The sequence below is a fragment of the Mycobacterium paraintracellulare genome (assembly GCF_000276825.1).
GTDB classification, from domain to species: domain Bacteria; phylum Actinomycetota; class Actinomycetes; order Mycobacteriales; family Mycobacteriaceae; genus Mycobacterium; species Mycobacterium intracellulare.
Map to the genome: position 1 here is coordinate 1,515,011 of NC_016948.1, position 12,941 is coordinate 1,527,951.

General features: G+C 66.7%; 14 protein-coding genes. 10 read left to right on the forward strand and 4 right to left on the reverse strand.

Translation table 11 applies throughout. The annotated features are described in order from the left end of the window. Positions 1–5 precede the first annotated feature (5 nt). Entirely contained in the window at positions 6–200 is a 195-nt protein-coding gene (locus tag OCQ_RS07260; RefSeq protein WP_009957531.1) for a ferredoxin, read from the forward strand. A gap of 57 nt (positions 201–257) precedes the next feature. On the opposite strand, the gene OCQ_RS07265 is transcribed toward OCQ_RS07260, so the two are convergent. Continuing rightward, positions 258–1,496, reverse strand: coding sequence for a cytochrome P450 (locus OCQ_RS07265; protein WP_008255044.1), 1,239 nt, complete (start codon positions 1,494–1,496; stop codon positions 258–260). A 106-nt stretch (positions 1,497–1,602) separates the two neighbouring features. Between OCQ_RS07265 and OCQ_RS07270 the strand changes: the two genes are divergently transcribed. Genes OCQ_RS07270 through OCQ_RS07295 form a run of 6 tightly spaced genes read left to right on the forward strand, consistent with a single transcriptional unit; the run spans position 1,603 to position 6,293 of the window. Next, a complete protein-coding gene (locus OCQ_RS07270; protein WP_014382134.1) occupies positions 1,603–2,730 on the forward strand; it encodes an aromatic ring-hydroxylating oxygenase subunit alpha in 1,128 nt (375 codons plus the stop codon). A 10-nt stretch (positions 2,731–2,740) separates the two neighbouring features. After that, the gene (locus tag OCQ_RS07275; protein ID WP_014384130.1) at positions 2,741–4,306 is read left to right on the forward strand and encodes an AMP-binding protein; all 1,566 of its coding nucleotides are present in this window, start codon (positions 2,741–2,743) and stop codon (positions 4,304–4,306) included. A 36-nt stretch (positions 4,307–4,342) separates the two neighbouring features. Further along, positions 4,343–4,768, forward strand: a complete 426-nt coding sequence (locus OCQ_RS07280; protein ID WP_009957528.1) for a nuclear transport factor 2 family protein — start codon at positions 4,343–4,345, stop codon at positions 4,766–4,768. Between the two features lie 13 nt (positions 4,769–4,781). Next, positions 4,782–5,312: an FAS1-like dehydratase domain-containing protein gene (locus OCQ_RS07285; protein ID WP_008255052.1), complete on the forward strand. Its 531-nt coding sequence runs from the start codon at positions 4,782–4,784 to the stop codon at positions 5,310–5,312. Continuing rightward, positions 5,309–5,770 (forward strand): MaoC/PaaZ C-terminal domain-containing protein, encoded by a 462-nt coding sequence (locus tag OCQ_RS07290; protein ID WP_008255054.1) that lies wholly within the window; start codon positions 5,309–5,311, stop codon positions 5,768–5,770. The genes OCQ_RS07285 and OCQ_RS07290 overlap by 4 nt, the downstream gene beginning before the upstream one ends. Next, positions 5,763–6,293: a maleylpyruvate isomerase family mycothiol-dependent enzyme gene (locus OCQ_RS07295; RefSeq protein ID WP_014384131.1), complete on the forward strand. Its 531-nt coding sequence runs from the start codon at positions 5,763–5,765 to the stop codon at positions 6,291–6,293. Before OCQ_RS07290 ends, OCQ_RS07295 begins: the two co-directional genes overlap by 8 nt. Here OCQ_RS07295 and OCQ_RS07300 read toward each other — a convergent pair. Next, a complete protein-coding gene (locus OCQ_RS07300; protein ID WP_009957526.1) occupies positions 6,288–7,754 on the reverse strand; it encodes an aldehyde dehydrogenase in 1,467 nt (488 codons plus the stop codon). The genes OCQ_RS07295 and OCQ_RS07300 overlap by 6 nt on opposite strands. 137 nt (positions 7,755–7,891) lie before the next feature. On the opposite strand from OCQ_RS07300, the gene OCQ_RS07305 reads away from it, so the two are divergent. Next, a complete protein-coding gene (locus tag OCQ_RS07305; RefSeq protein ID WP_009957525.1) occupies positions 7,892–9,247 on the forward strand; it encodes a hypothetical protein in 1,356 nt (451 codons plus the stop codon). Here the strand turns inward: OCQ_RS07305 and OCQ_RS07310 are convergent. Both OCQ_RS07310 and OCQ_RS07315 read right to left on the reverse strand, forming a co-directional pair. Next, positions 9,236–10,381 (reverse strand): aromatic ring-hydroxylating oxygenase subunit alpha, encoded by a 1,146-nt coding sequence (locus OCQ_RS07310; RefSeq protein ID WP_014384132.1) that lies wholly within the window; start codon positions 10,379–10,381, stop codon positions 9,236–9,238. The two genes, OCQ_RS07305 and OCQ_RS07310, sit on opposite strands and share 12 nt — an antisense overlap. Before the next feature lie 81 nt (positions 10,382–10,462). Further along, a complete protein-coding gene (locus tag OCQ_RS07315; protein ID WP_080587986.1) occupies positions 10,463–11,302 on the reverse strand; it encodes a helix-turn-helix domain-containing protein in 840 nt (279 codons plus the stop codon). An 87-nt stretch (positions 11,303–11,389) separates the two neighbouring features. On the opposite strand from OCQ_RS07315, the gene OCQ_RS07320 reads away from it, so the two are divergent. After that, positions 11,390–11,830, forward strand: a complete 441-nt coding sequence (locus tag OCQ_RS07320; protein WP_014384134.1) for a hypothetical protein — start codon at positions 11,390–11,392, stop codon at positions 11,828–11,830. A 49-nt stretch (positions 11,831–11,879) separates the two neighbouring features. Next, entirely contained in the window at positions 11,880–12,602 is a 723-nt protein-coding gene (locus tag OCQ_RS07325; protein WP_009957520.1) for a DUF1906 domain-containing protein, read from the forward strand. Positions 12,603–12,941: the final 339 nt, after the last annotated feature.

Sequence of the window (12,941 nt, forward strand, 5' to 3'; positions counted from 1 at the left end):
ATCTGATGCGCGTGACGGTCGACGAAAACTTGTGCGAGGCCAACGGCTTTTGCGAATCGCTTGCGCCGGACGTGTTCGAGCTGGGGGACGCCGACGTGGTGCAGATCGCGGACGGCCCCGTGCCGGCGCGGCTGGAAATCGACGTGCGCGCCGCGGTGGATCAGTGCCCGAAGGCCGCGCTGCGGCTTGTCGAGGACTGACTCGCCCGACGACGGCGAGCGCCGGAACGGCGCGAGTGAGAAGTCGGGCAATCAGACTCAGCGGCGCTCGCGTAGCGATATCGCCATCTCGTCGTAGATCGACATGTTGGTGGTCAGGTTGGGATGGGCGGCCTTGGCCGGGCCGATTTCGATGTCATCGCAGCGCAGCAGCAGTTCGTCGAAGACCGCGCGCAGTTCCGCACGGGCCAGCATGGCGCCCAGGCAGTGGTGCGGTCCGCCGCCCCCGAACGCCACGTGCGGGTTGGGCTGGCGGCCGATGTCGAAGACGAACGGTGAATCGAAGACTTCCTCGTCGCGGTTGGCCGAGCGCAGCATCGACACCACCCGCTCGCCCTTGGCGATGCGCTGGCCGTCCATCTCGACGTCGACCTTCGCGGTGCGCGTCCAGTACGCCACCGGCGACGCCCAGCGCAGCACCTCCTCGACCGCGCCGGGCCGCAACGCTTCCTGCGCGCGATACCGCTCGATTTGCTGTGGATTGCGCACGAACGCCTGCAGCCCGATGGCCAACGCGTTCTTGGTGGTGTCGCTGCCGGCGAACGCCAGCACGAAGAAGAAGAACTCGAGCTCGTTCTCGGGCAAGCTGAATCGCTCGCCGTCCTCGCCGGTGATCACCGCAGTCGCGAGCGTGCTCCAGATGTCGTCGGTGGGATTGCGCCGCTTTTCGGCCGTGAGCTCCATCGCGTACCTGAACACCGAAGCGAAGAGATCGAGTTCTACCCGCCCGCTCGGGTGTGCTTCGGGCGCAAGCGCTTTGAGGATCTGGTCGAAGATGCCGAAGATTCGCGGCCGATCCTCGTCCGGGATGCCGATGATGTCGCCGATCACCGACATCGGCAACGCGTCGGCGACGTCCTCGATCCAGTCCCCGCCGCCCGCGGCCAGCAAGTCGTCGATCATCCGTGCGGCACGCGCGCGGATCCCCTCCTCGAGTTTGGCTATGGCGCGCGGATTGAACGCGTTGGAGATGAGTTTGCGGCGTCTGTTCAGCTCCGGCGGGTCCAACGTGATGATCGTCGGGAACGACGAGAACATGGCGACCGGCTGGATGAGCGGGCCGTCGGCCGCGGTGAACGACTCGGTGTCGCGGTGCAGGCGGACCGCGTGCCGGTGTTTGGTCGCCATCCAGAAATCGCGGTGCACGGTCTGGGCCACTCCCGGCGTCAGCTCGTGCCGGAACAGTGGGCTGCTGCGTCGCAGCTCGGCGAACAGGTCGTCGGGAAAGCCGTTGCACCACAAAGACAGATCGGACAGGTCGACCGCTGCAGCCGTCATCGCCGGGCCCCATTCTGCGGCGACGCACCGGGAACCGGTGAGCGCCGCGTTGACGTTCTATGCCTAAGATAGTAAAAATAGAGCTAGTCGTCGAACTGGAGTGCTCGTGACGCGTACAGTTTCGGACCCGGCCCCGGAGTCGGCCGAGGACCCCTCAGAACGAGAGTTCGGGCAGGCCGGCATCGCCCTGTCGACCTACCGTTTCCCGACGGGCTGGTTCATCGTCGCCTTCGGCTCCGACCTGGCTCCCGGTCAGGTCAAGCGCGCGCACTACTTCGGTGAGGAGCTGGTGCTCTTTCGCACCGAGTCGGGCCAGGTTCATGTGATGGACGCCTACTGCCAGCACCTCGGCGCCAACCTCGCCGTCGGCGGCACCGTGGAGGGCGAGAACATCGTCTGTCCTTGGCACGGTTGGCAATGGCGCGGTGACGGCAGCAACGCGCTGATTCCCTACAGCAAGATCGGCTGCAAGAACAACGTCCGCATCCGGACCTATCCGAGCATGGAGTGGTACGGCTTCGTGCTGGCCTGGCACGAGCGGCACGGTCGGGCGCCGTACTGGCAGCCGCCGGTGTTGCCCGAGCTGGAGACCAACGAGTACTACCCCCTGCACCCGCACACCCAGATGCTCAACCGGGTCAAGGTGCACCCGCAGATGATCATCGAGAACGCCGCCGACCCGTACCACGTTCAGTACGTGCACAAGGCCGCCAATCCCGCCACCACCGCGTCGTTCGAGGTGTCCGGCTACCACCTACACGCCACGGTCAACGCCCATTTCGGCGGGGGCCGGGCGCAGACCTGGCTGACCCCGAACGGGCCGGTCGACGCCAAGATCATCTACGACAACTACTCGCTGGGGCTGGGCGTGGTGCGATTCCCCAGCGAGCTGGTGGCCACCGTTCAGGTCACCGGACAGACGCCGGTCGACGAGGACTACACAGACTACTTCTACACGCAGGCCTCCGTTCGTGAGCCGGGCGACACCGGTGACGTGCCGACCGGACGCGCCGCCCGGTTCCTCGCGCTGCAGCAAGAAGTCATCAAGCAGGACTTCTTCACCTGGGAGAACATGAAGTATCTCGAGAAGCCGAATCTGGCTCCCGAGGAGGCGCACGATTACGCGGCCCTTCGCCGCTGGGCGCACCGCTTCTACCCGGGAACGCAACCGTCGCCGTCCGATTTCGGCTACACCGCCGACGGCGCGCCGGACCCGGCGGCCGCGAAAGCCTGATGAAACCCTGATGCCCGGTCCCGCCGATTTCGGTGTCGACGGTTTCACCGTGCCGGCTGTGCTGGATCGGCGGGCCGAGCAGCATCCCGACCGGGTGATGATGTCGATCGCCGGTGTCGACGTGACCTTCGAGCAGATGCGGCGGCGGTCCCGCGCGGCGGCAAACATACTGTCCGGCTTGGGCGTCGGCCGCGGCGACTGCGTGGCGTTGTTCACCGCCACCTGCCCGGAATGGGTCTACTTCTGGTTGGGCGCGGCGCGCATCGGCGCGGTCAGCGCTGCCATCAATGCCGCGAACAAGGGTGAGTTTTTGCTGCACACCCTTCGGCTGTCATGCGCCAAGGTGATCCTCACCGATGCTGAGCGGCGGCCCCGCGTCGACGAGGTCGCGGGCGGACTGAATGCGGCGACCGACGTTGTGGTGCTGGATGTTTCGCTCACCGAGGCGTTGAGTAGCACGCCGGTTCACCCGGTGGGCGACAGCCCCGCCGGCGCGGCGGACGTGGGCGTGCTGTTCTACACCTCGGGCACGACCGGGCCCTCCAAAGCGGTTGCCACGACGTGGCATTACCTGTTCTCGGTGGCGGCGACCGTCGCTTCGGCGTGGGAGTTCGGCGCGGGGGAGGTGCTGTGGACGGCGATGCCGCTCTTCCATCTGAGTGCGGCGCCCAGCGTGCTGGCACCGATGCTGGTCGGTGGAACCACCGTGTTGGCGAAAGCCTTTCACCCGGCGCAGGTGTGGGATGAGATCCGCGCCCACGGCGCCGTCGGTTTCGCCGGCGCCGGCGCGATGGTCTCGATGCTGCAAAACCTGCCCGCCGATACGCGGGACGCGCAGCTGCCGCTCCGGTTCATCTCCGCCGCGCCCATCGACGCGGCCTCCTACCGTGACATCGAAAAGCGTTACGGCTGCCGCATCGTCACGATGTACGGATTGACCGAGGCGTTCCCGATCGCCCTCAAGGCCGTGGCCGACGAGGGTGTACCCGGAACCTCGGGCCGGCCCAACCCCGATTTCGACGTGCGCATCATCGACGAGCGCGGCGATCCGCTACCGGCCGGCGCCGTCGGAGAGATCGCGTGCCGGCCGAAGCGGGCCCACGTAATGAGCGAAGGCTATGTGGGCCAGGGGATGCGGGTGGACCCGCACCCGGAGTGGTTTCGCACCGGTGACCTGGGCCGGCTCGATGCCGATCAGAACCTGACCTATGTGGACCGCGTCAAAGACTCGTTGCGCAGGCGGGGCGAAAACGTCTCATCGGTCGAAGTGGAGACCGTCGTCATGCGTCACCCCGCCGTCGCCGAAGCAGCGGCCGTCGGAGTCCCCAGCGAGCTGGGCGAAGACGACATCCTGGTAGCCGTGACCCTGCGTCCCGGGGCCACACTGGACTGCGCCGAGTTGCTCGACTTCTGCGCGGCCCGGATGCCGTACTTCTGCGTGCCGCGATACGTCGAGACGGTGGACGAACTGCCAAAGAACATCATCGGCCGCATCCGCAAAGACCTGTTGCGCAACCGGGGCGTGAGTCCGGGCGCATGGGATCGGGAAAAAGAGGGGTATATCGTTGCCCGGTAACGTTGCCCGTCACTGTGAGAGAGGCTGCGAAGCACAATGACCATGACCTATCAGGAACAGCAGCTGCTCCATGCCGCCACCGGCCGCGCCGCCATCCTCAACCTGAACGCCCGGCACAATCGCGCCTATTCGGAGGGCGACCGCGAGCGCTGGATCGCCACCTTCCGCCATTCCGGCGCCAGCTATACCCGTGACGGCGAGGCGTTCACCGATCTGCGCGCGGCCTTCGACGGCGGCGACGGGCAACGGTTGATCACGGTCGACCACGAGATCGCCGTCGACGGGGTCAACGCCGACCAACATTGCGTCGCCGTGCTTTTCGCCGCGATGTTCGAGGACACCGCGCTGCGGGCCACCGGGGTCTTCCACGACACACTGGTCTACGAGCGCGGCGGATGGTACTTCACATCCCGTACGTTGCAGTGGGATTCGGTCCCGAGCCGGCATCCGCTCGTCATGTGAGCGGCATCGATACGTGGACCAGGATTTCAGTCAGCGGCTGGCCTTCGGCACCTACGAGGATGCGTTGCGGATGGTCGGCACGAAAAGCGAACCCCGCACCGCGGCCACCGCGGTCAGCGCCGCACGCATCCAATTGTTCGCCGCGATGGTCCGCGACGGGAACCGTTCCTATTGGGATTCCGAGTTCGCTCGTCGGCAATGGGGAGGCCTGCTCGCGCCACCCGCTTTGCTGATGGGCTGGTTGATCACGCCGCCCTGGCAGCCCGGAGGGAGGAGGTCCGGTTCATTGATCGCCCTGCGGGTGCCGCTACCGGGCACCACATTCATCAACGCGGCCAACGAGGTTGAGTTTCCCCAACCCATCGTGGAAGGCGACGTCCTGACCGTCGTCGACGAGCTGGTGTCGGTGTCGCCGGAAAAGCGGACCAGGCTGGGCGTCGGCCATTTCGTCGAGACGCTGGAGACCTATCGCCGCCAGGACGGCGCCGTGGTCGCCACCTCCCGCAACACCCTGTTCCGCTTCACCCCCGGGCCGCCCTCGTGACCGGCGACGGCCTGGACTTCGACCGGATCACCGTCCCGGTCGAGCTGCCCGAGGTGGTTGACCACATCAGCTACCAGCGCGTGGTGGAGAACGCCGGAGCGACGTGGGACTACTTCCCCGGCCACTTCGACCCGGATTACGCTCAAGCTCAAGGGAATCCGACGATCTACGTCAACACGATGCACCTCGCCGGCTTCGCCGACCGCGTCGCGACCGAGTGGGCGGGGCCGCGCAGCCGCGTGATGCGGCGCTCCATGCGGCTGACCGGGTCGGTGTACGCCGGCGACACCATGACCGGGCGCGGGCGGGCGGTGGCCAAACGGCGGGACACCTCGGTGGACCCGCCGCGCTGCCTGGTCGACCTCGAAATCCAGGTGACCAATCAGCATGGCGCGCTGTGCTGCCCGGTCGAGCTGACGCTGCAGGTGCCCGAGGACCCGCATCACGGCGATGGATGACAACGCCGAACTGCACCTGGCGGTGTGCCGCCGGTTCGGTGAGGCGGTTGCCGCGGCGACCGGCAGATGGGACCGTCCATCCCCGTGCGATGCCTGGGATGCCCGAGGAGTGCTCGAGCACGTCATCGGCTTTCACGACGTACTCCTGTTGCGTCCCTTGGGACTCAAGCCCGACCGCCCGCGTGAGGATCCCCTCGAGCGCTGGCGACTGACGTACCGCTCGCTGACCGAGGCCTTTACCTCGGGCGTAGCGACACGGCTCGATGCCTACCCGCTCATCCCGAATCTGACCCGCGATGTCCTGGTGCATACCTGGGACCTCGCGCGTGCGGCGGGGGCCGACGACAGCTTGGACCCCGAGTGGTGTGAACGGTTTTGCGTCGGGTTACCGACGGATTCCCAGACGCTGAGCTCGGGGGCGATGTTCAAGGCCCCGCTTGCCGTACCCGCCGAAAGTGACGCGCAGACAAGGCTTCTCGCCGGCCTGGGCCGCGACCCCCGGTGGAGGCCGCGCACCTCATAGGGGTGGCAACTGCCCTTTGCATATCAGCGTCTGCAGTTCGACATACTCGTGCAGACCCTCGGGGCCGAACTCGCGCCCGATGCCGGATTGCTTGAAACCGCCGAACGGTGCCCCGATGTCGAGGGTGTACATGTTGATGCCGTAGGTCCCCGTGCGGACGGCGGCCGCGACGTCGAGGCCGTGCCCGATGTCGGACGTCCACACCGAACCGGCCAGACCGTAGTCGGTTTCGTTGGCGATGCGGATCGCGTCGTCCTCGTCCCGGTAGCGCAGCACCGTGAGCACCGGCCCGAAAATCTCCTCCCGGGCGATGCGCATGTCATTGGTGGCGTCGGCGAACAGCGTCGGCTGCACGTACCAGCCGCGCTCGGACGGGCTCTGTTCGCCACCCAGGACGACGCGGGCCCCTTCGCGGCGGCCGGACTGGATGTAGTCCTGGACGCGGCGCTGTTGGCGTTGGGCGACAAGCGGTCCGATGTCCGTTGCCTCATCGGCCGGGTCACCGACGTGCAGCGCTGACATCATGCCGGCCAGGGCGTCGACGACCTCGTCGTGCTTGCGGTCGCTGACCAGGATGCGGGTCTGGGCGACGCAGGCCTGGCCATTGTTCATCAGGCCCGCGCTCTTCAACCCGGCCACGGTCTTGTCGATGTCGGCGTCGTCGAGGATGATCGCCGCCGATTTGCCGCCCAGCTCCAGGCTCACGCGTTTCAGTTGTTCCCCGCACAGCGCGGCGATCCGGCGCCCGACGGCGCTGGACCCGGTGAACGCGATCTTGTCCACGCCGGGGTGGCGCACCAGCGCCTCGCCGACGTCGGTGCCGCCGGGCAGCACCGAGACCACGCCCTCGGGCAGGTCAAGCTGCTCGATCATCTCGGCCAACCACAAAGCGTCCAAAGGCGTTTCGGGTGCGGGCTTGACGATCACCGTGCACCCCGCGATGAGCGCGGGGATCAGCTTGGGCATGATCAAAAACTGGGGCACGTTCCAGGGCACGATCGCGCCCACCACCCCAACCGGGGCCCGGCGCAGGTGCACTTCGCCGAGCACGCCCTGGCGGCGTTCGGTCCACGGAAAGTCGCGGGCGGCGGCCAGCGCGAGGTGGATCAGCGACGCGGCGGCCGCCCCCTGGCCCATCCGGCTGAAACTGCGCGGTGATCCCATCTCGTCGGTGATCAGGTCGGCCATGTCGTCGCTGTGGCGGGCGTAGATCGCGGCGAGCTGTTCGACTTTGGCCATCCGATCGGCGTGGCTCATCCGCGGCCACGGTCCGTGGTCGAAGGCGTGCCGAGCGGCGACAACGGCGGCGTCGACGTCCTCGGGGCCGGCCGCCTGGACGTGACCGACCGGCTCCTCGGAGTGCGGCGAGATCACTTCGAGCTGTTGGGGATTGGCGGGCTTGCGCCACTGCCCTCCGATGAACACTTCGTCGTAACAACGATGGTCGGAATTCTTCGTCATCGGGGCGCCTCCTCGAGGCAGCGGTGGGTGCAGTACGACCGTGACCGTAATTCGCTATTGACGCTAACATAGCGAAGAAAGAGCGAGGCGGGAAGCCGCGAGCGGATCATCAGCGACGATGTCGAGGCGGGCGCGATATGAAGAGCGACTGGCGCAGTTACCCATTCCAGTTGGTGCCCGGCGACGGCCAGCTCGAGTTTCCCGCCGCCGAAGGCGAACACCCCGACCAGGAGTCGGACACCTGGTTCATCGCTGGCCAGCTGGACGCCGCCGAGACAGACCGGTCCTTTGCCTTCCTGACGATTTTCAACAAGAACCGGCCCGGCGGGACGATCGTCGCCGATTTCTACACGATGGCGCTCTTCGACCTCGACACCGGCGATTACGGCACGTACACGGATTACGACATGCCGCCGGCCAACCTCGAACCGGGGGCGTCCCGCAAGCTGGAGCTGGCCACGGGTTATCTCGACATCAGCTACGCCGGCGGTGCGGGCACCGCGTCCTGGACCACGTGCCGCAACGGCGACGGGGGTCTACTGCCCTACACCTACCGCGTCAGCCTGGTGGGGGAGGACCATTCCGGCCGGCGGATGCGGCTGGACCTGGCCGTAACCCCCACGCGCGCACCGACTCCGGTGGGCGCCTCGACCTACAATGGCAAGATCGTCTGCTTCGGCCAAGACGACACCTACTCCTACTTCCAGACCGGTATGGCGATGACCGGCACCCTATGCTGGGGCGAGGAGATCCACCAGGTCTCCGGCAACAGTGGCCATGTCGATCGGCAATGGTTTCCAAAATACGCCGGCGGCGGGGGAACGGCGGGGGATCCGCGGGCCCGGTCGCACGAATGGCGCACCATCAACTTCGACAACGGCGTCGACTTGAGCATGTGGCGGCAGTTCGACCGGACGAACGGCAATGTCCTGCAGCCCTTCACCGGTGTCACCACGAGCTACCCCGATCCCGCCACGTCGCCGCAATGCGCCGAAGACATCGAGGTCACGATCAGCAGCTACGTTCGGTGGCCGGAGACGGTGCGGCCCCTGGTGCGCCCGCTTGCCCCGGCCCGGTACATGCCCGACCGTCACCGGATCACCTGTCCCACACTGGGACTCGACATCGTCGGTGAGCCGGTGGTGCCGGCGCCCGCGCATGGCCTGCCGATCGAATACATGGAGGGGCCCTACCGTTACCGCGGGATGCTGGGCGGGCAGCCGGTGACCGCGTTCGCCTTCAACGAACGATCGCTCGCCTTGTATCGGGATTGGGAGCTGGTCGAGGTGCTCACCACCACCGTCGCGAACATCGAACCTTCCGACCCCGACCTGCAGACAACAGCGGATCGTCTGGTGCCGTTGGTGGCCGCCGGGCGGCGGGGCGAGGCGGTCGAACTGCTGACCGCGGTGCGCCCCTCTCAAACCGGTGCGCTGGCAACGCTTCTGGACGATCTGGTCGCGGTGCTGTCGGCCGATGAGTCAGCGAGCTGAACTCGCCAGCGCCTGCGCCCACGTGATGTGTCGGTGCTGCAGCCCCGGCTCGTTGCGGCCGAACACCAGGTGGTCGCGGGCGCCCGACTCGAGGTTGGCCTGGAGCCCCTGCACCAACCGGTAGTCCTCGTCGCGCACGGTGGCGTGCGCGTATTCGAAGACGGCCTGAGCGCCGGCGGCCACCGATTCGTCGGACAGGTCCTGCGGTGTGGCGTTCTGGTGCACGGTGACCGAGCGGCCCGGCTGATCACCGGGGTAGACGCGGAACAGTTCGCCGTTGGCGATCGTCACCGACAGCACGATGTTGGGGAACAGCGCGTAGATCACGACCATGTTGTGGAACGGATTCCACTGTTCCTCGGGCAGCTCGTCGAGCTCCAGAATGGTGTTGAGCGGAAAGATCAGCCGGTGGTGCGGGCCGAAGGAGTCGAACACCGTGCAGTTGCTGCGCGCGATGGTGGCGAACGTCTGCTGGTGGACGGTGGCGAAGTGGTAGTTCTCGGCGAAGGTGTCGATCGCCAGCTTCCAGTTGATCGGGGTGTCGAGCACCTTCTCGCCCAACGGCGACCAGCGCCCGATGCCCCAGGAATCGAGTTCGTCGGCCAGCGGTCCCAGGTGCGCGGCCACGTCCAGCGCCGTACCGGGATCCAGTGAGACCCAGAGGAATCCGGCGAACTCGGTGGCCGGGAGTTCGGCCAGGCCGTCGGAGCGCAGCGTCATGTCCGGGAAACCCTCACGCCCCGGCAGGCCCACCAACCGCCCGGTGTTGTCGTACGTCCACGCGTGGTAGGGACAGGTGAACCGTTTGGCGGTGCCGCATCCCGTGACCACCTGCGACTGCCGATGCAGGCACACGTTGTCGAACGCCTTCACCGATCCATCGGCAGTCCGGGTCAACAGGATGGAGCGACCCATCACCGTCTTGGTGCAATACGCCCCCGGGGCGGGAAGTTCGGACACGTAGCCGACCAACTGCGGGCTGGCCAGCAGCATGGCCCGGTCGAGGTCGTGGCGTTCGGGACTGGTGTAGTCCCGCGCCTCGACCCGGTGCTCGCTCGGCGCGAGGTCTGTTGTCTTGTCGCGCGCCAACTTCAAGGCGCGGCGGGTCAGGTCGATGAGCTGGTCGCGTTCCATCTGAACTCCGGTGGCAGTCAAGCGCTCGCGGTAACTCTACTAACTTTATAGTGATAATAAATTAAGGTCCACGCGCTGACGCTAGCCGATGTAGGGAAGCAACTGCGGGTGCTGCTGAGCGATCGCGCGCAGCCTCCGATCACCGTCGAGACCGCGCAGGTAGTCGCCGGTCGCCGGGTCCGCGGGAAAGAACGACTCGATGATCAGGCTTTCCACGGAGATGTCGAGCGGACTGCCGAAGGTGGCGATGATGCTGACGAATCGGAGCTCGGTGCCGTCCAGCGTGAGCATCTGAAACGGCACGTAGAGCTCGCCGGTCCGCTCGCCGCGGTCGCCGCCCTTGGGCACCGGATAACTCGAGAGCTCCTCGTAAAGACGGCGGATGTCCGGGGCCGCGGTGGCCTGCGCGTGCCGGCGAACCCGGCCCAGGATGGCGGCGTGCACCTCGGCGCGGTTGAGCAACCGCTGCGCCAATCCCCGCGGGTGCAGGCACAACCTCATGACGTTGATCGGTGGGCGCAGCAGTTCGGCGTCGACCCCTTCGGCGAGCACGACGCACCCCACATTGCCCGCTATCAGGTTCCAGCAGGCATCGGTGACGATGGCCGGGTACGGGGCGTGGCCGGCCAGTACCGAGTCGACGGCCGCCTTCACCGGCCTCATGCGTTCGGCGTCCAGGGTGTGCTCGCCGAACATCGGTGCGTAGCCGCCGTCGAGCAGCAGTCGGTTGCGCGCGGCCAGCGGCAGGTCCAGGGACTCGCCGATGCGCAGCAACAACGCGCGGCTGGGATTGGCCCGGCCGGTCTCGACAAAACTGAGGTGGCGGGGCGACACACCTAGCTGATGCGCGAGTTCCATCTGGCTCAATCGCCGACGGGTGCGCCACTCGCGCACCGCCAGACCCGCTGTACTCCCAGGCATCGTGAAGAACCTAACGCCGTTGCGTGGAGCTAAACCACTACCTCGAAGGTAATCGACCTACTTACCTGCGCGGCGAAGACTGCATGCATGACCACAACAACGAAACCAGCCTCACCGCCGCAGCCCGCGGGCCTGCGCCGCGCGTTCGCCGCCGCCGCCGTCGGTCGGATCCTGTTGGGCGCCACGGCGTTTGCCTACCCGGCGTCCCAGACTCGCATGAACGGGGTGCCCGATCACATGCTGTCCACGGAGCTCAAGTATCTGATCCGCATTTTCGGGGCCCGGGCCCTGGCCCTGGGCATCGGTTATCTCGGCAGCGACGAACCCAACCGGCGGCGCTGGCAATACATCGGCCTGATGGTCGACACGCTGGACAACATCAACGCCCTGCTGGAGCTGAGACATCTCAAGCGCGGCGACCCCAGGGTCCGCTCGCTGCTGAGCCTCATGGCGGTGACCGGCCCCTACGCGACGTTGGGCGCGGCGGGCGCGCTGCAGCGCCGATACGGCACCGTGACGCACATGTGATCAGTGTGACCAATGTGTCACATGGGGTTTGTGTCGTACCCTGTGGCTTGTGTCATCGGTTTCGCGGCGCGACCTGTTCAAATACGCGGCCGCGGCGCCTGCCCTGCTGGGTCTGGGCGCCGCGGGTGCGTCATTGGATGCCGCGCCGGCCTCGGCGTCGCTGGGCACCCTGCTGGACTACGCGGCCGGGGTCATTCCGGCCAGCGAGATCCGCGCCGCGGGCGCCGTGGGATCGATCCGGTACGTCTCGGACCGACGGCCCGGCGGGAAGTGGATGCTCGGCAAGCCGATCCAGGTCGCCGAAGCGCGCGACCTCCACAGCAACGGACTCAAGATCGTCTCCTGCTACCAGTACGGCAAGGGCAACACCGCGGACTGGCTGGGCGGCGCCAACGCCGGCCTGCAGCACGCGCAACGCGGAATGCAGCTCCACGCCGCGGCCGGCGGCCCCGCCACGGCGCCCATCTATGCCTCGATCGACGACGACCCCTCCTATGAGCAGTACAAGAGCCAGATCGCGCCGTACCTGCGGTCGTGGGAGTCGGTCATCGGCCATCAGCGCACAGGCGTGTACGCCAATTCGAAGACCATCGACTGGGCACTGCACGACGGTTTGGGCTCTTACTTCTGGCAGCACAACTGGGGCTCGCCCAAGGGGTATGCCCATCCCGCCGCCCACTTGCACCAGGTTGAGATCGACAAACGCAGCGTCGGCGGGGTGGGCGTGGACATCAACGAGATCCTCAAGCCCCAATTCGGGCAGTGGGCCTAGCGGCCCCACATCGTCGGCCGGTCCGACCGGGATGCGGACTCTTAGAAAGCCCAGCAAACACTCGTTCGCTCATTTTCGCGTCGGGTCGGTGTGCCCGCCCGGCGGTCGGCATCGGTGATGCCGCTCAGACGGCGCTCCGCGGCCCCAAAAATTTATATAACGATTCGATAACAAAACTGCTTTGATCTGCGCAGTTATAGCTACTCGACCGTAACCACCTGCATGCAGCAGGTTTGGGAATCGCGTCCGCGCCGCCGGTCAAACCCCGTGTTACCCAGGACACGGTTACCCATGCGTAGAACTCGCCAGTAACCGATCACCACGCAAAACGGGGGTGGA

Coding starts and splice junctions, on each gene's coding strand:
- OCQ_RS07260 (WP_009957531.1), top strand. CDS start 6: ATGCGCGTGACGGTCGACGAAAACTTGTGCGAGGCCAACGGCTTTTGC.
- OCQ_RS07265 (WP_008255044.1), bottom strand. CDS start 1,496: ATGACGGCTGCAGCGGTCGACCTGTCCGATCTGTCTTTGTGGTGCAAC.
- OCQ_RS07275 (WP_014384130.1), top strand. CDS start 2,741: ATGCCCGGTCCCGCCGATTTCGGTGTCGACGGTTTCACCGTGCCGGCT.
- OCQ_RS07280 (WP_009957528.1), top strand. CDS start 4,343: ATGACCATGACCTATCAGGAACAGCAGCTGCTCCATGCCGCCACCGGC.
- OCQ_RS07295 (WP_014384131.1), top strand. CDS start 5,763: ATGGATGACAACGCCGAACTGCACCTGGCGGTGTGCCGCCGGTTCGGT.
- OCQ_RS07300 (WP_009957526.1), bottom strand. CDS start 7,754: ATGACGAAGAATTCCGACCATCGTTGTTACGACGAAGTGTTCATCGGA.
- OCQ_RS07305 (WP_009957525.1), top strand. CDS start 7,892: ATGAAGAGCGACTGGCGCAGTTACCCATTCCAGTTGGTGCCCGGCGAC.
- OCQ_RS07310 (WP_014384132.1), bottom strand. CDS start 10,381: ATGGAACGCGACCAGCTCATCGACCTGACCCGCCGCGCCTTGAAGTTG.
- OCQ_RS07315 (WP_080587986.1), bottom strand. CDS start 11,302: ATGCCTGGGAGTACAGCGGGTCTGGCGGTGCGCGAGTGGCGCACCCGT.
- OCQ_RS07320 (WP_014384134.1), top strand. CDS start 11,390: ATGACCACAACAACGAAACCAGCCTCACCGCCGCAGCCCGCGGGCCTG.